This window comes from Kitasatospora sp. NPDC127111 (assembly GCF_042677465.1).
Lineage (GTDB): Bacteria > Actinomycetota > Actinomycetes > Streptomycetales > Streptomycetaceae > Kitasatospora.
Window position 1 is genome coordinate 66126 of the sequence record NZ_JBHXTG010000020.1, and the last position, 19142, is coordinate 85267.

Below are 19142 nucleotides of genomic sequence, written 5' to 3' on the forward strand. Positions count from 1 at the left end.
GTCCTAACGCACCTCCTGGTCGTCGTCCGGGACCGGTGTGGTCCACACCGTCGTCGGCCCGATCCGCCGCCGGGCCGCCCCGTTCTGGCCGTTCTGGCCGTTCGGGCTGTTCGGGCCGTTCGGGCCGTTCGGGCCGTTCGGGCCGTTCTGCCGGGGCGGCCGCTCGTACCGGCCGCGGGTCGCGGAGTACGGCCGCTCCCACAGCGTGCCGTCGGTCCGGTCGCGCGGATCGGGGTCCACCAGCACCACCCCGAGCACCCGGATGCGCTGGTCGGCGAGCTGCCGCGCCACGGTGTGCAGCCAGGCGGCGCTGCCGTGGCCGGCCCGGACCACGAGCACGGTCCGGGTACCGAGGTGGCGCAGGTCGGTCCACGCCGTGCCGGGCGCCACCGAGCCGACGCCGATCACCCGCTCCCCGGGCGGCACCTCGGCGGCCCGCTCGGCGGGGACCACGGTCGGGCCGCCCGCCTTCGTGCGGCGGTCGGCGAGCTGCTGGCCGGGCAGCCCGTCGACGACGACCACCGGGCCCTCCTGCGCCAGTGCCCCGGCGAGCTCCAGGGCGATCGCGCCGGTACTGCGCGCACAGCCCAGCTCCAGCAGCGACACCGCTCCGGTGGAGCCGCGCACGGTGCGCGCCAGGGTCGTGCTGAGCCTGGCCCGGGCCGTCCGGGTCCGGGGGAGCCGCCAGCGTCCGGCCGGTCCGCGGGGCACCCCGCGCAGCTCCGCGATGACCGAGGCGCCGAGGTGCGCCGCGACCTCCCGGCGCAGCACCGGACGGTCCGCCACCACCGCGCCGATCGCGGTCACCGTGAGTCCGAGGACGAGCCCGAGGACGAGCCCGACCGCGGCGTTGGTGGCGGCGGTCATGGGCAGGGACTGCCGCACCGCGCGCGGGGCGTCGACGATCTGGGTGCCGGCGATCACCCGGGGCGTGCCGATCTGCGCCTCCGCGGCGCGCCGGCTGAAGTCGGCGATCCGCGAGGTGAGGTCGGCCCGGGTGGCGTACAGCGCCTCCAGCCGCGCGGACTCCTTGGCCCCGGCCTGCTGCGGTCCGCTCCCGATCTGCTGGTTGACCTGGGTGAGTTCCTGCTGCATCCGGTCCCGCTGGTCCAGCAGGGCCTTGGCCTCGGCGTCCGCGGCCTCCCTGCTGCGCCGCACGTGGTCCGCGATGAACGCGTCGGCCAGCGCCTTGGCCCGGGCCACCGCCTCCTCGTCGCTGCGGCCGGTCACGGTGATCTGGAGCAGGTTGTTGGTCAGGCCGAGGCCCGCGTAGTCCTTCAGGAACTCGGCCGGGTCCGCCGCGGACCCGAGGGACTTCAGGGCCGCGCCGGCGATCCCGGTGGTCTGCAGCAGGCCGGCGTCGGTGCGGATCAGCGTTCCGGAGTCGTTCGGCTGGTCCTCCTGGTGGGCGACCAGCACCGTGGTCACCGCGCTCGGCGGTGCCGGCTTCAGGACCGCCAGCGCCGCGCCGGCCAGCAGCCCGAGCAGCGCCAGGGCGCCCCAGAAGCGGCGCCGCCGGCGCACGGCGACCACCAGTGCCTGCAAGTCCAGCAGGGGAGTGGCGGCCGACGAATCAGACGTGCTACTCGTCGTCACCCCGAGCCTCTCCCCGTGTCGTTCCGCCCGCCAGCGCGGGTGCCTTGGTGGTGTCCTGCGGTCGACCGGTGTCCCGCGGTTGACCGGTGTCCTGCGGTTGACCGGTGCCCCCCGGTTGACCGGTGGAACGTTTCGGCCGGGGCCGGACCGGGCCGGCGACCACGAAGCCGACGAGCTCGTGCCCGGCGTCCGCACACGCCCCGGCGATGCCGCCGAGCTCCGCCTCGGTCCGGCTGCCCGCGCTGAGCACGACCAGGGCACCGGACTCGCCGTCACGGTCCGGTACCAGCGGCCGGGACACCGGGACGTCCACCACCCGCAGCGCGGGGTCGCCCCCCGCCTCGGCGGCGAGCTGCTCGGCGGCCCGGCGGGCCGGCTCGTCACCGTCCGGGACGACGAGCAGCAGCTGCCGGGAGCCGGGCAGTTGGTCCCGCAGCCGGGCGCAGACCCGCCGGTAGCGGACCCGCCGGCTGGCCTCGTCGCCGGAGACGTGCGGGGCCGGCAGGTCCCACGGGACGTCGGTGCCCAGCAGCCGGCGGATCCGGGCCCGCGGGCCACCACCCTTCGGCCGGGACGCGGACCGGTCGCCGGGGACGTCGACGGTGCCGAGGATCTCCGCCCCCAGCGCCGCGGCGAGCTGCGGTTCGGTCCGCAGCCGGCGGCTCGCCCGGGCGGCGGTGAGGTGGCCGATGACGCCGAGCAGGACGAACGCTAGCGCCCCGGCGCCGACGAGCTGGGTCCGCGTCGGCGCCGCCGCGGTGGTCGGCCGGGCGGCCGCCCCCATGACGATCATGGTGGCCCGGCCGGCCGCCGGGTCGACCTGGTCCAGCTTGTTGACGGCCTCCTGGAGCGTGGAGCGCAGCTTCGCGAGCTCCGTACGGGTCTGCACGCTCTCCACGGTCTGCCCCGGGTTCGCCGCGTCGGCCAGCTCGGTGATCCGGCGGCTGGCCTGCGCCACCAGCTGTTTCAGGGCCTGCGGCTGTGCCGCCTCGGGGGTGGTGCCGCCGTCGCCCCTGATCCGCGCGGCGAACGCGACGAACTGCTGGGCCACCTGGTCGGACAGCTGCTGCGCGCGCTCCGGCGTCTCCGCCGTGCCCGAGATCTTGACGATGTTGCCGTCCGCGGCCGTGGCGGTCACCCGCTCCAGCAGGTCGGTGCCGTCGACCCCGGCCCAGCCGAGCGTGGCGGCGGCCTTGTCGAGGACCACCGAGCTGGTCGCGATCTGCGCCTGGGTCATCAGCTCGCGGTCCTGCCACGCGCCCGGCAGCAGCACCGAGGCCGAGGTCGTGTAGCGCGGCGGGAAGAGCACGGACGCGCCGTAGCCGACCAGCGCACCCAGCACGGCGAGGACGGAGAGCAGCCGCCAGCGCCGACGGAGGATGCGACCGATCGTGACCAGGCGTATGGCTTCGTCGTTCAACGGCGCGGCCTCTTCCCGGGACGGCCGGGGGCGCGGTGACGGCAGGCGGCCTCGTAGGCGGCCAGCAGCGCGCGCTGGGAGTTGCGCCAGGCGAGCGGCCCGTTGATCCGTTCCTGGCCGGACTTGCCCATCCAGGCCCGCTTCTCCGGATCGTCCAGCAGCTCCGCGATGAGTTCGGCGAACCGGGCCTCGTCGTCGCCGGGCGCGTAGACGGCGGCGTCCCCGGCCGAGACCCGCGCCTCGCGCAGGTCGAAGGAGACGATCGGCCGGCCCATCACCATGTACTCCAGGACCTTGTTCATGGTCGACACGTCGTTGAGCGGGTTGCACGGGTCGGGGGAGAGGCACACGTCCGCGGTGGACAGGTAGCGCACCAGGTCGGCGTCCGGCACGCGCCCGGTGAACTCCACCCGGTCCGCGAGCCCGAGCCGCCGGGACAGCTCCACCATCGCGTCGAAGGTGTCGCCCGCCCCGACGAACACCGCGTGCCAGTCGGTCCGCCCGCACTCGTCGCGCAGCTTCGCCAGCGCCCGCAGCGCGTAGTCGACGCCGTCCTGCGGACCCATGACGCCCAGGTAGCACAGCAGATGCGGCTTGCCGCGCTTCAGCTCCGGCTCCGGCGGCACCGGCTTGAACCGCTCGGTGTCGGGCGCGCTGCGCACCACGAAGACGTCCGCCGGCCGCCGCCCGCCACGGCGCAGCGCGACGTCCCGGTAGCTCTCGTTGGTGGCGATCACGACGTCCGCGGCCCGGTAGGTCAGCCGTTCCAGCGCGCACACGCCCCGGTAGAGCAGGTCCTGGCCGCGGTCGAACCGGGAGAGGTACAGCTCGGGCACCAGGTCGTGCTGGTCGAACACGAACCGCGCGCCGCGCCGCTTCAGCCAGAGGGCCGGCAGGAACAGCAGGTCGGGCGGGTTGCAGGCGTGGACGACGTCGACCGGGCCGACCTGGCGGGCCAGCCGGAGCGTGTGCCACAGCGCCGTTCCGTACTCCCGCAGGTAGCCGGCCGGCCCGCCGGTGGCGGCCCGCAAGGGGTAGCGGTGGATCCGCACCTCGTCGATCACCGCCTCCGGCTCGGTGTCCCGCTTGCTTCCCCGGGGACAGATGACGTCCACCGTCCAGCCCGCGTCGCGCAGCGTCAGGCACTCCTGCCACACCCGCCGGTCGAACGGCACCGACAGGTTCTCCACCAGGATCAGCGCGCGCCGGCCCCGCCCGCCGGGGCCCGTTCCACCGAGCGCGGTGTCATCGAGCGCTGCGTGATCGAACGCTGTGTCATCGAACGGCGTGTCACCAGGCAAGGCCCACGTACCCCGGCTCGGTCCGGCGCGCGTCCGCGTCGGGAAGGTGGACGAGGTCGACGATCACCGGGCCGTCGCCGTGCGGCAGCGCCGACAGCACGGCCGGGTCCCTGGTCCCGACCACGCACACCTCGGCGTGGTCGAGCACTTCGTCGACGGACTCCGCGAGCAGTTGCGCGAGGTGCGGCAGCCTGGTCTCGATGTACTCGCGGTTCGCGCCGAGCAGCCGGGAGAGGTTCACGTTGGGGTCGTAGATCCGCAGGTCGTAGCCCTTGCCGAAGAGCCTCTCCGCCAGCTCGACGAGCGGGCTCTCGCGGAGGTCGTCGGTGCCGGGCTTGAAGGACAGGCCGAACAGCCCCACCCGGCGCTTGCCGGTGCCCTCGACGAGCTCCACCGCGCGCTGCAGGTGGTCGGAGTTGGAGGGCAGCACGTGGGAGAGGATGGGCACCGAGACGTCGGCCCGCCGCGCCGCGTGGACCAGGCTGCGCAGGTCCTTGGGCAGGCAGGAGCCGCCGAAGGCGAAGCCGGGCCGCAGGTAGGCGGGGCTGACGTTCAGCTTGCGGTCGGCCAGGAACACGTCCATCACCTGGTGCGAGTCGACCCCGAGCGCCCGGCACACCGCGCCCAGCTCGTTCGCGAAGCCGATCTTGAGGCCGTGGAACGCGTTGTCCGCGTACTTGATCGCCTCGGCCGTCGGGACCGGCACCCGGAACACCTCGCCGGGCAGCCCCTCGTACAGCCCCGCGACCACGTCGCCGCTCGCCGGGTCGAGCTCGCCGATGACGGTCTTGGGCGGGTCGAAGAAGTCCCGCACGCTCGTGCCCTCGCGCAGGAACTCCGGGTTGACCGCGACCCCGAAGTCCACGCCGGCCGTGCCGCCGACGTGCTTCTCCAGGATCGGCACCAGCAGGTCGAGGCAGGTGCCCGGGAGCATCGTGCTGCGGAACACGACGGTGTGCCGCCCGCCCCGCTCGGCCACCGCGGCACCGATCTGCTCGGTGACCCGCTCCAGGTAGGTGGTGCACAGGCTGCCGTTGGGCTCCGACGGCGTGCCCACGCAGACCAGCGACACCTCGCTGCCCCTGATCGCCTCGCGGACGTCACCGGTGGCGCGCAGCGCTCCGGCTCGCACGACCTCGGCGATCAGCTCGCCGATCCGCTCCTCGACCACCGGGGCCTTGCCCTCGTTGACCAGGTCGACCTTCACCTGGTTCACGTCCACGCCGATGACCTGGTGCCCCAGGCTGGCCAGGCACGCGGCCGACACGCAGCCCACGTAACCGAGCCCCAGGACGCTGACCCTCATGACCCGTTCCTCCCCTCGGGCAGGCCCTTTCGGCCGGCCGTCCGCGCGTCGATCGGACGACGCCCCCCGTCCATCAGTAGGCCCCCTGCCCCTGGATCACCGCACGCAGCGTCTTCCACAAGATCACCGCGTCCAGGGCGAGCGACCAGTCCTCCACGTACCGCAGGTCCAACCGGACCGCCTCCTCCCACGGCAGGTCGCTGCGTCCGCTGATCTGCCACAGACCGGTGAGCCCGGGCTTGACGAGCAGCCGCCGCCGGATGTCCGGGCCGTACGCGGCGGACTCCTCCGGCAGCGGAGGCCGCGGGCCGACGAGCGACATCGAGCCGGTGAGCACGTTGAGCAGCTGCGGGAGCTCGTCGATCGAGTACCGGCGCAGCACTCCGCCCACCCGGGTGACCCGCGGATCCCGGCGGAGCTTGAACAGCAGGCCGGCGCCCTCGTTCCGGTCGGCCAGCTCGGCCCGCGCCCGGTCGGCCCCGGCGACCATGGTGCGGAACTTGACCAGGGTGAACTGGCGGCCGTCCTTGCCGACCCGGTGCTGCCGGTAGAAGACCCCGCCCCGGCTGTCCACCAGCACGAGCAGCCCGACGAGCACCATCAGCGGTGCGAACAGGATCAGCAGGACCGCGGCGCCCAGCCGGTCGACGACCTCCTTCACCGCCCGGCGGCCCCCGGTGAAGGCCGGCATGCTGACCCGCAGCATCGGGATCCCGAGCACCGCGTCGACGTGCAGCCGGGGGCCGGCCACCTCCATCAGCACGGGGGCCACGACCATCTCGGCGTCGCCGCCTTCGAGGTTCCAGGCGAGCCGCTGCAGCCGGTCCGGCGACCAGTGCGGGTCCGGCGTGACCGCGACGACGCGGTAGCCGTCGCGGCGGACGTGGTTGGCGACGTCCGTCAGCCGGCCGACGACCGGCACTCCGTCCAGCCGGTCACGGTTGGGCCCGAGACTGTACGGCGTGCACACCGCCTCCACCCGCCAGCCGAGGTGCGGGAACTTGCGCGTCCGGGCGATCAGGTCGCGCACGGTGGCCGGGCTCCCGGCGGCGAGCACCGGGCGCAGGCACCGTCCTTCCTTCCGCCTCTTGTGCAGCCAGAGGCGCAGCAGGTACCGCTCGGTCATGGTGACGATCGTGATCGCCGGAATCGCGACGAAGATCCAGAGCTTGATGTTGTGCGAGGTGAGCGCGATCCCGCCGAGCGCCAGTATGACGGCCGCCGTGAACAGGGAGCGCCCGAGTCGGCGGAATTCCTCGGCGCCCTGACCGAGTACAGCCGGAGCCCATGACCGGGTCATCGCAAGCGCTCCCAGCACCAACAGCTCGGTGCCGAAGGCGAGAATTCCCCATTTCTCGTGCCAGTTGGCCGCGTGCCGAACTCCGAAGAAGCGGCCTATCGCCGCCACCACGAAGGCGGTGGCCGCCGTATCGCTGATGATCACGGTACGGCGGTACTGCTGCTCCCAGTCGATCTCGGACCGGCCGATCCTCCCGTTGCCGACCCTCCCGTTGATCGGACGCCCCCGCGCCGGTGCGAACGGGCTGACCAATTCACCTTCCCCCTGCTTGACGGCTCCCTCCAGGTCGGGAGTGGGTTCGACGTGCTCGCTCCACACGGTTCCTCCCCCCGGGAGGCCTGCGCCTCCCGCACTGTTCCTCCCCTCGGGAGGCCCCGCCTCCCGTGCCGCGCTGTTCCTACCTCCGGGGGCCCGCCCCCCGCGAATGGCAAACCGGCTGCTGCAGCGCTACTTGAACATCCCACCCGGGCGCCGGCGGACGCGCACGTCCCGCCGGAGTCCCGAGGTGCGTGGGAAACCGTCGACAGTTGCTCTTCGTACTCGAAACCCGCTCCCGGGCGCCAGGAATCCATCGGCCCCACGTCTGCCGCCGGGTACACGAATACTGGCTGACCGCAGCGCAGGACCTTAGCTCATGAGTCCGCCTCGCACTCAATCGTGCGAAGCGGAAATCAATCTAGAGCATCGGGGCCGCCCGAAGGGGGCGATGTGTGAAACGCGTGCTCGAGATTTGAAGCCGGATCCACCGGACTGTGACGGCACGGGTTTCCTGGGGATGCGGACGTGCATTGTGACGCATGATGCGGGAGTTAATTCGGGCCGCCGGCGCCGGAAAGACCGAGGCGGATGGCGTGATCGGCGGTACGCCTTGACGCGAAAGCGTCTTGATCGGCCGTCGGGGAGGTGAGAGCGTGGCCGGGTCCCGCGTTGAGACCGCTCACGGGGTGCGGCGACCGTGGCGCGTGCGGGACGGCGCGGCAGCTCCGGTGCGGGCGTGCGACACCGAAGCCGCCCTCGGCGCGACTGCCTGGTGTTGTCCCTCAGTTGTCCCGGGGGAGCGGCCGGTGCCGCTGCGCGGTCAGGCGGCGGCGGCTCGTTCGAGCAGGTCGAGGGCGCTGAGCAGGGTGCGGGGCCCCGCGGTGCCCTCCGGATGGTCGGAGCGGCGCCAGCCGGGACCGGTCGCCAGGACGAGTGCGTGGGTGCGGGAGCCGCGTGCGCCCCAGGCGGTGCGGACGACCTGTCGGACCAGCTCGGGGTCGGTGGTGTGCGGGCTCTGGGCCCAGAGCATCACGGCGCCGGGGCCGGTCCGGCGGACGGCGTCCAGCAGGGCGCGGGGCGGGACGGCCGCGCCGAGCATCCGGAACGGCAGGGCGCGCTCGGTCAGCCCGGCGGCGACGGCGTCCAGCGGGAGCGTGTGCTGCTCGTTCGGCATCGCGGCGAGCAGCACGGGCGGGACGGCCCGCGGAGCGGTGGGGCGGACGGCGGCGGCCCGCAGGGTGGTGGCGACGTGCCAGGAGAGCAGGTGTTCGACCTCGACGTACTGCTCGCCGTCCGAGGCCCACTTGCGACCGACCGCGCGGAGCGCCGGCAGCATCACCTCCGTCCAGGCGTCGACGGCGCCCAGGCCGGTGACGGCCTCCTGGAGGATCCGGCCGACCTCGGGGGCGTCCAGCCGGACGGCGGCCCGGGCCAGTCCCCGGCACTCGGGGCGGACGGAGCCGACGTGCAGGGCGCGGCTGCCGCCCGGGCCCGGGGCACGGGAGCCGGGGGCGAGGGCACCGGTCCCGGCGGCGGGTGCGGGCGGGGCGGGCGGGCGGTCGCGGGCGGCGAGCACCGTCCGGGCCGCCTCCGCCGGCGGCACGCCCCGCGCGGTGAGGCGGCACATGGCCTCCAGGGCGGCGATGTCGGACGGGCTCCACCGCCGGTGGTGGCCGCGCCGGCGGTCGGCGGGGCCGATGCCGTAGCGCCGCTCCCAGGAGCGGACGGTGGTGGGGGAGACCCCGAGATGCCGGGCGACGGCTCCGGTGGGCATGCCCGCGCCCTCGGGGTGGTCGTTCGCCCGCCCCGTCGCGGCCGGGCGGGCCGGCGACTCGCCGGCCCGTGCCGTTCGGGCGGCGTCGGGTCCGCTCACGGGTGCCTCTGTTGCCACTGGTGCCTCCATCACGCAGTCCGTGCCGTCGCCGTCGCCGTCGCCGTCCCCGCCGGTTCGCGGTCGTCGAGCGCGGCGCGCAGCCGGTGGAGCCCGTCGCGCATCCGGGTCTTCACGGTACCGAGCGGGAGATCCAGGTACTGCGCGATCTCACGTTGCGAGTAGCCGCCGTAGTACGCCAGGACCAACGACTCGCGCTGGGCGCGGGTGAGCCGGGCGAGCGCGCGGCGGACGCGTTGGCCGTCGAGCAGCCGCTCGGCCTGGTCGGCCACGGATTCGCCGACGGTCGGCTCACGCAGGGCCACCCGGACCTCGCGGTCGCCGGCCGCCTGGGCCGACCTGACCCGGTCCACGGCGCGGCGGTGGGCCATGGTGAGCACCCAGGCGAGCACCGTGCCCCGGTCGGGCCGGTACGCGGCGGCCGTGCGCCAGACCTCCAGCAGCACTTCCTGGGTCACCTCCTCCGCGTGCCAGGGGCTGCGCAGGGTCCGCAGCGCGATGCCGTACACGGGTGGGGCGAGCGTGCCGTACAGCGCGGCGAACGCGTCCTGGTCGCCACGCGCCACCGAGGCCATCAGCTCGGGCTGGTCGGGCTGGTCTGCCGCGGGCGCCCGGCCGCCGGTCTGGACGGCGACCGGGGCCTCGGGGTGCCGGACGGGTCGTCCGCGGGTGCTCGTGGTCACGCGGCCACCGTGCAGCGCTTTCGCAGCAGGGGGCGACTCGCATCCATTGTGCATCGTTTCGCCGGGCGGGCGTCGCCGAGAGCGCCCCCGAGAGCCCGCCCCGAGCATCCCCGCGCGCCTCCCCGCGAGCGCCCCTTTCCGCGCGCACGGACAATGGGGCAATCCGGTGCACGGCCGGGCTCCGAAACGGGGTTCAGACGCCCGTGGCCGGGCGCGCCGCACCGAACCCGAGGGGACCACCCCGTGACCGTCGCCGTCGCGCTGTTCACCCAGGACCTGAGACTGCACGACAATCCGGTCCTGCACGCCGCCCACCGGGCGGCCGATCAGGTCGTGCCGCTGTTCGTCCTGGACCCGGACGTGGCGGCGGTCGGGTTCGCCGCCCCCAACCGGCAGGCGTTCCTGGCCGACTGCCTGGCCGACCTGGACGCCTCGCTGCGCCGGATCGGCTCCCGGCTGGTGCTGCGCCGCGGCGACCCCGCGGAAGAGGCGGCCAGGGTCGCCACCGAGGCGGGGGCCGGCAGCGTGCACGTGGCCGCGGGCGTCAGCGCGTTCGCCGGGCGCCGCGAGGCCCGGCTGCGGGCGCTGCTGGGGGGCCGGCTGTCCGTCCACGACGCGGTGCTGACCGTGCTGCCGCCGGGACAGGTCACCCCGGCCGGGCGCGGCCACTACGCGGTCTTCACCCCCTACCACCGGGCCTGGAAGCAGGCCCCGCGGCGCTCGGTCCACGGGGCGCCGCGGCGGCTCGTGACCCCGGACGGCATCGGCGGCGCCGCGCTGCCCACCGCCCGTCCGCACTCGCCCGCCCTGCCGCCCGGCGGTGAGACCGCCGCCCGCGCGCAGTGGCGGCGCTGGGACGTCGACTCCTACGCCGACCTGCACGACGACCTCGCCGCCGACGGCACCTCCCGGCTCTCCCCGTACCTGCACTTCGGCTGCCTGTCGGCCGGCGAACTGGCCGCGCGGGCGATCGCGCACGGCGGCGCGGGCGCCGAGGCCTTCGTCCGGCAGCTGGCCTGGCGGGACTTCCACCACCAGCTGCTGGCCGCCCGTCCGGCGGTCGCCCGCCACGACTACCGCACCCGCGAGGGCGCGTGGCACCGGGACGAGCGCGAGGCGGACGCCTGGCGCGAGGGCCGCACCGGCTACCCGATCGTCGACGCGGGGATGCGCCAGCTCGAGCACGAGGGCTGGATGCACAACCGGGCCCGGCTGCTCACCGCGAGCTTCCTCACCAAGACGCTCCACCACGACTGGCGGGAGGGCGCCGCGCACTTCCTGCGGCTGCTGGTCGACGGCGACCTCGCGAACAACCAGCTGAACTGGCAGTGGGTGGCGGGCACCGGCACCGACACCCGGCCCAACCGGGTGCTCAACCCGCTCCGGCAGGCCGACCGGTACGACCCGGACGGCGCGTACGTCCGCCGCTGGGTGCCCGAACTCGCCCACCTCCCCGGCCCGTCGATCCACCGGCCGTGGCTGCTCGCCCCCGGCTACCCGGCGCCGCTGGTGCCGCCGGAGGAACTGTCGGCCAGACTCCGTACCGCCCGAGCCCTCGGCTGACCGGGAGGAAGCCATGCCCGCACCGCTCACCTGCCTGGTCACCGGCGCCACCGGCTACATCGGCGGCCGCCTGGTGCCCGAACTCCTCGCCGCCGGCCACCGGGTGCGCTGCCTGGCCCGCGACCCGGGACGGCTGCGCGACCAGCCCTGGCGGGCCGGGGTGGAGACCGCGAAGGGAGACGTCACGCGGCCCGGGACGCTCACCGAGGCGCTGCGAGGGGCCGACGTCGCCTACTACCTGGTGCACTCGCTCGGGACCGGACCCGACTTCGAGGCCACCGACCGGCGGGCCGCCCGGGACTTCGGCGCCGCCGCCCGGTCCGCCGGAGTGCGCCGGATCGTCTACCTCGGCGGGCTCGTCCCGCGCGGCGTGCCGGCCGCCCGGCTCTCGCCGCACCTGCGCTCGCGCGCCGAGGTCGGCCGGGAACTGCGCGACAGCGGCGTGCCCACCGCCGAACTCCGGGCGGCGGTGATCATCGGCTCCGGGTCGGCCTCCTTCGAGATGCTCCGCTACCTCACCGAACGGCTGCCCGTGATGGTCACCCCGCGCTGGGTGAACACCCGCATCCAGCCGATCGCGGTCAGGGACGTGCTGCGCCACCTGGTCGCCGCCGCCGACCTGCCGCCCGAGGTCAACCGGAGCTTCGACGTCGGCGGCCCCGACGTGCTGACGTACCGTCAGATGATGCAGGGCTACGCGCGGGTGGCCGGGCTGCCGCCGCGCCTGATCCTGCCCACGCCCGTCCTCACGCCCTGGCTCTCCGGCCACTGGATCGGGCTGGTCACCCCGGTGCCGAACTCCATCGCCCGGCCGTTGGTCGAATCACTGCGCCACGAGGTGGTCCGCACCGAGCACGACATCGCCAAGTGGTCGCCCGACCCGCCGGACGGCCCGATCGGCTTCCACCGGGCCGTCGCCCTCGCCCTGCGCCGGATCCGCGACGCCGAGGTCTCCACCCGCTGGTCCTCGGCCAGCCTCCCCGGCGCCCCCAGCGACCCGCTGCCCACCGACCCCGAGTGGGCCGGTGGAAGCCTCTACCAGGACGTCCAGGAACTCCAGGTGCCCACCGCGCCGGAAGACGTGTGGCGGGTCGTCGAAGGCATCGGCGGCGACAACGGCTGGTACTCCTTCCCGCTCGCCTGGGCGGTCCGCGGCCGACTCGACCGCCTGGTCGGCGGCATCGGACTGCGCCGCGGCCGCCGTGACCCCGCCCGGCTGCGGGTCGGCGACTCGCTGGACTTCTGGCGGGTCGAGGAGATCGAACCCGGCCGGCTGCTGCGGCTGCGCGCCGAGATGCGACTGCCCGGCCTCGCCTGGCTGGAGCTCACGGTGGCCCCGGACGGCAACGGCGGCACCCGCTACCGCCAGCGAGCCCTGTTCCACCCGCGCGGACTGGCCGGACACGCCTACTGGTGGTCGGTCGCCCTCTTCCACTCGGTGGTCTTCGGCGACATGGCCCGCAACATCACCGACCGGGCCCGCGCCGCCCGCGGCCCGGACGGCCGCCCTCCCGGCCGGGCCGCCACCGCCGACGGACGGAGTCACCGAGGATGAACCGCTCCCTGCTCCGGGCCGTGGGCGCCGCGACCGCCGGGTACGGCCTCGCCGTCGCCGCCCGGCCCGCCGTCCTGGCCCGGCCGTCCGGGCTCAGCGGCGCCGACGGCACGGTCCCCCGGTCCGTCGGGACCTGCCCGCGGCCGCTCGGCCTGCGCGACGCGGTCTGCGGCCTCGCGATGGCGTGCGCGCCCGACGACCGCAGCCTGCGAACCGCGAGCCTCCTGCGGATCGCCGCCGACTTCGGTGACGCCGCGCTGCTCACCGGCACCCTGCCGGGGCGCCGCCACCGGGCGATGGCGCTGGGCGATGGCGCTGGCCGTGTCGGTCGGTTGGGCCTGCTCTCGGTCGCCGGACTGGCCGCGGTGCCGGCCGCGGCGAGGGCCCGGCCCCGGCGGCACGGCGGAACACCCGGGCGGGGGCCGACGCCCGTACGACGGGCCGCCCGGGCCGCGGACGGACCTCCGCGCGGCGGACGATGACGGCCGCGCCGCTCAGCCGGGGCCCCGAGCGGCCCCGAGGTCGGCCAGCACCTCGCGGGCCGCGCGGGCGCCCGAGGCCAGGGCGCCCTGGACGGAGCCGGTCGCGCGGTGGTCGCCGCAGACGTACCGGCCGGGCGTCCAGCGGGTGCTGCGGCTGAGCGGGTGCGGGGCCGCCATGCCCGGCAGCGCCCCGGGGATCGGGTACGCGGCGAGCGGCCGCCAGGCGGAGGTGTCGCATCCGTACAGCTCGGCGAGCCGGGCCCGGACCCCGGCCTCGTCGGCGTCCGTGCCCAGGACCGAGGTCGACACCAGGGAGAGCCCGGGCGGCGCGCAGCCCGGCACCACCTCGGACAGGACCACCGAGTTGAGTACCCGCCGGTCCGAGTCGACCAGCAGCGTCGGCTCGGCCAGCGGGCTGCGTTCGGCCGCGTGGTAGAAGGTCGTCACCGAGCGGAGCGGCGGCACCGGGAGGCCCGGCAGGAGCGTCGCGGCCGTGCCCGGGTCGGTGGCGACGACCACGCTGCGCGCCGCCACCTCCCGGCCGTCCGCCAGCAGCACGCCCTGCTCGCCGAGGCCCGCGACCCGCGCCCCCGACTCCACCGCCCCCGGCGGCAGCCGGTCGGCGAGCGCGGCCGGCACGGCGCCGATCCCGGCCTCGGGCAGGGTGAGCGTGCCGCGCATCATGCTCCGCCAGTAGAGGTGGAAGACCCGGCTGGAGGTGGTCAGCGCGTCCTCCAGGAAGACCCCGGCCAGGAAGGGCCGCACCACCTGGTCGACCGTCGGCCGGGACACCCCCGCACCGCGCAGGGCGGCCGCCGTCGACACGTCCCGGCCGCCGCGCAGCACGGACGCGGGCACCAGCCGGTCGCGCGCCCCGAGCAGGCCGAGCGCGGCCACGTCCCGGAGCGGCAGCATCCGGCCGGGCAGCAGGTCGGCGGCCAGGTCGGGCCGTCGCAGCGGGTCGGCGAACCGGTACCGGCCGCGCGAGCCGGCCAGGAGGAAGCCCGGAGTGAAGCGGTGCAACCGCAGCGCCCGCAGATCCAACCGGCGCCGGACCTGCGGGTAGCCGGTGTTGAACACCTGGAACCCGCGGTCCAGCCGGAACCCGTCCACGCGGTCGGTCCGCATCCGCCCGCCGACCCCGTCCGACGCCTCCAGCAGCCGCACCCGCCGCCCGGCCGCCGCGAGGTCCAGCGCGCACGCCAGACCCGCCACGCCCGCACCGACCACGACGACGTCCACCGCACCGTCCGCGCCCATCACGCCTCCTCGGCCATCGTGTCCCGCCCCGGCCGGTGTCGCCGGGCTCGACCTGTTCGGAGCCACCCGGCCGTCCGGATCCCGGTCCGGTGGCGCCGCGGCAACGTGCGGACCGCGAACGCCACGGTGAACATCGTCGACGCCGTCCTCATGCCCGCCTCCTGACCCCCGCGCTGTCGGCCGCCGCTTCGCACGGAGCGGCGGCCGGCACGACGTTTCCGGTCGACCGGGAAAACCGCTTCGGAACGCCGCGATCGGCGTCTCTCCCTTTCGCGGGAAGCCGTCCACTGCGCGTGCCGTTGAGCACGCGGAGTCCGTCGGCGGCCGCCTGCCGACACCGGATCGCAGGGCTGGGCCGACCCGTGAGAGCGTTCGGCTGGCGGCCGCCTCGCCCTCCGGGGAAGCCGGGCAGTCCTGATCGTTCTCCGACGACCGCGCTGGGGGACGGGGCCTGCGAGGTGCCGGCCGGCCGGGCCCCGTCCCGCACGCGTGCGATCCACTCGGGTCGGACGCACGCGCACTCGGACTTCGTCGCAGCGGTCCGCCCGGTTCGGTGCGGCCGCCACGGATCACCCGAACGGCCTCACCGTGACCGCGCGCAGCCGAACGTGCGGGCCCCGACGTGGCGGCTTCCCCGTCCCGGCCCCGACGTCCGCCATCCCGGGGCGGGGCCCCGGTGCGGCGACCGGGCCGCGACTGGGCGCGACACGACCGCCGCCGGCGTCGAGTGCGCGGGCGTGCCACAGCCGCTCGCGGCAGCGGATGCACGAACCGGTTACCGGGTCCGACCAGGAGACGGGGCGGAGGCGACGAGGCGGTGGTACTCGGCCGCCAGGGACTCCGCCATGGCCGACGCCGAGAAGCGGGTCGCCACGCTTCGGCGGCCCGCGGCCGCGACCCGGGCGAGCTCGGTGTCGGTGAGGTCGGCGAGCGCGCTCAGCCGCTCCGCGAGGGCGGAGGTGGAGCCGGTGGGGAGCAGGAACCCGTTGGCGCCGTCGCGGATGTAGTGGGGGACGCCTCCCCGCTGCGGGCCGGCCGCCGGGAGGCCGGAGTCCATCGCCTCGAGGATCGCGAGGCCGAACTCCTCCTTGGCGCTGGGGCAGACGTACAGGGCGCGGCCGGCCCGGTCCGCGGCGGCGAGGGCTCGTTCGAGGATCCGCACCCCGCGGTTGGGCAGGGCGGGCCACAGGGCGATGCGGCGGCGCGCCTCCGGGTGTCCGGACAGGAGTTCGGCGATCCTGGCCCGCATCTCCTGCTCGACGGGCGTGGCGGCGGCGGTCGGCGATCCGCCGATCAGGAGCATCGTCGTCGACCGGTGCAGCTCCGCTCCGAGCCAGGCCTCCACCAGCCGGTCCTGCTGTTTGACGGGATGCAGGCGGCCGACGCTGAGGATGAGGCGCATCCGGCGCGCCGAGGCGTCGATGCTGTCGGGGCGGCCGCCGTCCCGGAAGAGCCGGCCGAGCAGGGTGTCGGCGACCAGTGCGTCGCCGGGTCGCGGGGTGAAGGGCGGGATGCCTTCGGGAGGGGAGGCGATGCGCCGGGTGCCCGGTGCGGGCCGCAGCTGGGGGAAGTGGGCTGACAGGTCGTCGGCGCCGCTACGCCCGGGGATGGTGACCAGCAGGTCGGAACGGGCGACCAGTTGGTCGGCGACGAACATCCGGTGCAGGTCCAGGCGCAGGGCCGCCGCCGGTTCGCTCCGCGAGGCCCCCGGCACGCCCCGGTGCCGTTCGGCCACGGTGCGGTGCGGATCGGGCGTGGCGGTGAACACGAAGCGGAAGCCGCACCGTCGGGCGGCGTCGGCGACGGCCAGCGAGCAGTCGTCGGCGAAGCGGGCGTGCACCACGTCCGGTGCGGCGCCGGGAAGACCCAGAAGGCGGGCCGCCCACCAGGAGATGGCGGGACGCAGGCACAGGGCGGTGGCCGGATCGACCGGGTCGCTGCCGGGCACCGGGATCCCCAGCGCCCAGTGACCGGAACCGATCCGTTCGACCAGCGGGCGGCCGCGGCGGAGCCGGGAGGCGTCCAGCAGGACGACGGTGAGGACCCGTGAGACCCGGCGGGTGGCCGCCAGGGCGTCTCCGAGGCCGGCGACCAGGACGCTCATCCCGCCGCTGAGGCCCACACCGGGCTCGCTCAGGTGTCCCGTCATCATCGACTGGGCCGCGACCAGGCCGGCCGCCGGCCGGGCCGGCAGGCCTCGAACGGCCCGCCGGAAGCCGGCACCCGGCGGGGCACCCGGCTCAGCGCGGTTCCAGGCGGCCGACAGCAGCAGCGACTCGTACGGGTCGGAGGTGGCCGGGCGCGTCGGCAGCAGGGCGCGGCCGCCCGGCAGGCCGGAGAGGTGACGCAGCGCCGCGTGCCGCTCCCACCGGTCCTCGCTGCGCGCGCGGGTGGCGCATTCGGCGGCGGTGAGCGGCCGAAGACCGTGCGCCTCCGCCAGGTCGAGCAGGCACGCCGCCTCCGCCGCGGCGACGGGCGGCAGGAGCCTGCTGCGCAGCGCCGCGCTCGCACGGTTCCGGTGGCCCGCGGCGACGGTGACCGCCCAGGCCTCGGCGAGGGCGCTGCGCAGCATCGGGTCGCCGTCGGCGGCGGTCACCAGCGCCAGGGGGTCGTGCGCCGTGCCGGCCCGCGCCGCTCGGCGCAGCTCGGCCGCCCGGAGGTCGTCGGGAGCGAGCGTGTGGGTGCCGAGGCGGTCCGCGCCGCGGCCGTACTCGGCCCGGGCGAGCAGCGACAGGAGGTCGTCGCCCTCCGGCGCCGGCGCACCGGGATTCCACCAGTGGTGCCGCCACTGGGCCACCGTGTCGAGGACGGCCGGGTCTGCGGCGCTGATGTGGTCGGCCGGGCTGGAGGTGTCACGCGGCATCGGGGTGGGCCCTTCCTCGGTGGCGCTGCCACCCGGGTTCGGAACCGGGGCCCCGAGCGGATGGGACGGGCTCCGAAAAGCCGCTCGGTCGGGCCGGAGAGGGGCCCGTGGCATCATCGGGAAGCACCGGCACCTCCGATCCCAGTCGCCACCGGCGACCGCGGAAACGTGCCGGAACCGGAGGATCCCGTGCCTCGAGTCGTGGTCGTCAGCCCGCCGTTCCGCTCGCACGCCGCACCGCTGAGCGTCCTGGGCGCGGCGTTGCGCGACGCCGGGGCCGACGTGACGCTGGCCTGCGCACCGGCCTTCGCCGACCTGGCCCGCGACCACGGCCTGGGCTTCGCCGAGCTCACCGTCACCCGCAACGCCAACCACGGCATCGCGGAACGGACCTTGCGGGCCGGCCGCGAAGCCGAACGGCTCCGGGAGTTCCTGGACGCGACCCGCGACGGCGCCGTCGCGGCCCTGCTCACCCAGGCGCGTCACCGACGGGACGACCTGCTCGCCGACCCCGACCGGATCCTCGCGGAGATCCGCGACCTCGACCGGAGGGCGCGCCCCGACTGGTACCTGGTGGACCAGCTCAGCTACCCGGTGACGCTGGCCATGCACTGCCTGGACCTGCCCTACGCCACGTTCTGCCCCGGCCACCCCAGCTACCTCCCGGCCGGCCCGGAGGCGTACTTCGGACTGCCCTACGCCTGGCCCGACTCGGTCCGTCCCGAGCCGGCGGACCTCGTGCGGCTGCGGGACGCGGCGGCCGGGAACGACCGGGCGTTCACCGAGGCGTTCCACCACGTGGTCCGGCGGCACTCGCCCGGGCGGCCGCTGCCCCAACGGGCCTTCGCGCTCTGCTCGCCGCACGCCGTGGTGTTCAACTACCCGCCGCTGCCCTGGCTCCCGGCCGCCCCGCCGGGCCCGGTGGCCGTCTACGCCGGTCACTGCACGGCGGAGTCGGCGAGCACCGGGCTCGACGACGGCTGGCAGACCACCGTCGCCCGCCTGACCCTTGGCGGGCGCCCACTGGTCCTGATCGCCTTCGGTACCTTCCTCTCGGCCCGCCACGACGTCCTGCGGACGGTCACCCGGGCGGCGCTCGAGTGCACCGCGGCGTCGGTGATCGTCGCCGCCGGCGACCGGGCCGACGAGCTCGCCCGCGATCCGTGGCTGGCGGCGGCGTCGCCGGAACGCCTGTGCGTCGCCGAGTCCGTGCCCCAGCAGGCGCTCCTGGCGCACGCCGCCGTGATGGTCCACCACGGCGGCAACAACTCCTTCACGGAGTGCCTGACGGCAGGCGTTCCGGCGCTCGTCCTGCCCTTCTCCAGCGACCAGTTCGCCATCGCCCACGATCTCGAACGCGCCGGTCTCGGCCTCTCGCGCGACCCGAACACCCTCGACGCCGAGACCGCCGGCGCCGCCCTCCGGGCCCTGCTGGCCACCGGCGGGCACGGCACCGGCGCCCAGCGGGCCGAGGTCCTGGCCGCCGGCCCGCACCGGGCGGCCGACCAGCTGGTCCGCGTCATGCGAGGCGTTCCCCGGGCGCCCGCACCGTCGTAGCCCCGCCCCCGGGCGGCCCACGGGTGCGCCTCGTCTCACCTCGCCTCGTCGCACCTCGCCTCGTCGCACCGACGCGACACGCCAAACGGTGCGTGATCGCTGCAAGT

The 19142-nt window shown here is 75.6% G+C and carries 13 protein-coding genes; 4 read left to right on the top strand and 9 right to left on the bottom strand.

The features are described 5' to 3' along the window. Positions 1-3: 3 nt before the first annotated feature. The 7 genes from ACFVHB_RS15415 to sigK all read right to left on the bottom strand — a co-directional run bounded on the left by ACFVHB_RS15415 (position 4) and on the right by sigK (position 9755). Positions 4-1596, bottom strand: a complete 1593-nt coding sequence (locus ACFVHB_RS15415; RefSeq protein WP_380320997.1) for a Wzz/FepE/Etk N-terminal domain-containing protein — start codon at positions 1594-1596, stop codon at positions 4-6. Next, the gene (locus ACFVHB_RS15420; RefSeq protein WP_380321000.1) at positions 1583-3016 is read right to left on the bottom strand and encodes a Wzz/FepE/Etk N-terminal domain-containing protein; all 1434 of its coding nucleotides are present in this window, start codon (positions 3014-3016) and stop codon (positions 1583-1585) included. Before ACFVHB_RS15420 ends, ACFVHB_RS15415 begins: the two co-directional genes overlap by 14 nt. Next, positions 3013-4317, bottom strand: a complete 1305-nt coding sequence (locus tag ACFVHB_RS15425; RefSeq protein ID WP_380321003.1) for a glycosyltransferase family 4 protein — start codon at positions 4315-4317, stop codon at positions 3013-3015. The genes ACFVHB_RS15420 and ACFVHB_RS15425 overlap by 4 nt, the downstream gene beginning before the upstream one ends. Beyond that, the gene (locus ACFVHB_RS15430; protein ID WP_380321006.1) at positions 4307-5623 is read right to left on the bottom strand and encodes a nucleotide sugar dehydrogenase; all 1317 of its coding nucleotides are present in this window, start codon (positions 5621-5623) and stop codon (positions 4307-4309) included. The genes ACFVHB_RS15425 and ACFVHB_RS15430 overlap by 11 nt, the downstream gene beginning before the upstream one ends. 73 nt (positions 5624-5696) lie before the next feature. Continuing rightward, positions 5697-7208: a sugar transferase gene (locus ACFVHB_RS15435; RefSeq protein ID WP_380321054.1), complete on the bottom strand. Its 1512-nt coding sequence runs from the start codon at positions 7206-7208 to the stop codon at positions 5697-5699. A gap of 793 nt (positions 7209-8001) precedes the next feature. Continuing rightward, positions 8002-9054 (bottom strand): MerR family transcriptional regulator, encoded by a 1053-nt coding sequence (locus ACFVHB_RS15440; RefSeq protein ID WP_380321009.1) that lies wholly within the window; start codon positions 9052-9054, stop codon positions 8002-8004. Between the two features lie 29 nt (positions 9055-9083). Then, positions 9084-9755 carry an ECF RNA polymerase sigma factor SigK gene (sigK, locus tag ACFVHB_RS15445; RefSeq protein WP_380321012.1) on the bottom strand — a complete coding sequence of 224 codons (672 nt, stop codon included), beginning with the start codon at positions 9753-9755 and terminating at the stop codon, positions 9084-9086. Positions 9756-9998: 243 nt separating this feature from the next. On the opposite strand from sigK, the gene ACFVHB_RS15450 reads away from it, so the two are divergent. The 3 genes from ACFVHB_RS15450 to ACFVHB_RS15460 are packed head-to-tail and all read left to right on the top strand — an operon-like array spanning position 9999 to position 13355. Further along, positions 9999-11318 carry a cryptochrome/photolyase family protein gene (locus tag ACFVHB_RS15450; protein ID WP_380321015.1) on the top strand — a complete coding sequence of 440 codons (1320 nt, stop codon included), beginning with the start codon at positions 9999-10001 and terminating at the stop codon, positions 11316-11318. A 13-nt stretch (positions 11319-11331) separates the two neighbouring features. Then, positions 11332-12873: an SDR family oxidoreductase gene (locus tag ACFVHB_RS15455; RefSeq protein ID WP_380321018.1), complete on the top strand. Its 1542-nt coding sequence runs from the start codon at positions 11332-11334 to the stop codon at positions 12871-12873. Further along, positions 12870-13355: a hypothetical protein gene (locus ACFVHB_RS15460; RefSeq protein WP_380321020.1), complete on the top strand. Its 486-nt coding sequence runs from the start codon at positions 12870-12872 to the stop codon at positions 13353-13355. Before ACFVHB_RS15455 ends, ACFVHB_RS15460 begins: the two co-directional genes overlap by 4 nt. A 12-nt stretch (positions 13356-13367) precedes the next feature. Here ACFVHB_RS15460 and ACFVHB_RS15465 read toward each other — a convergent pair whose 3' ends face one another. Together ACFVHB_RS15465 and ACFVHB_RS15470 are read right to left on the bottom strand one after the other, a co-directional pair. Next, on the bottom strand, positions 13368-14615 hold the full coding sequence (locus tag ACFVHB_RS15465) for an NAD(P)/FAD-dependent oxidoreductase (protein ID WP_380321023.1): 1248 nt from the start codon (positions 14613-14615) through the stop codon (positions 13368-13370). Positions 14616-15390: 775 nt separating this feature from the next. After that, positions 15391-17478, bottom strand: a complete 2088-nt coding sequence (locus tag ACFVHB_RS15470; RefSeq protein WP_380321026.1) for a glycosyltransferase — start codon at positions 17476-17478, stop codon at positions 15391-15393. Between the two features lie 189 nt (positions 17479-17667). Here ACFVHB_RS15470 and ACFVHB_RS15475 point away from each other — a divergent pair, with 189 nt between their 5' ends. Further along, positions 17668-19035, top strand: coding sequence for a glycosyltransferase (locus ACFVHB_RS15475; protein ID WP_380321029.1), 1368 nt, complete (start codon positions 17668-17670; stop codon positions 19033-19035). Positions 19036-19142 lie beyond the last annotated feature (107 nt).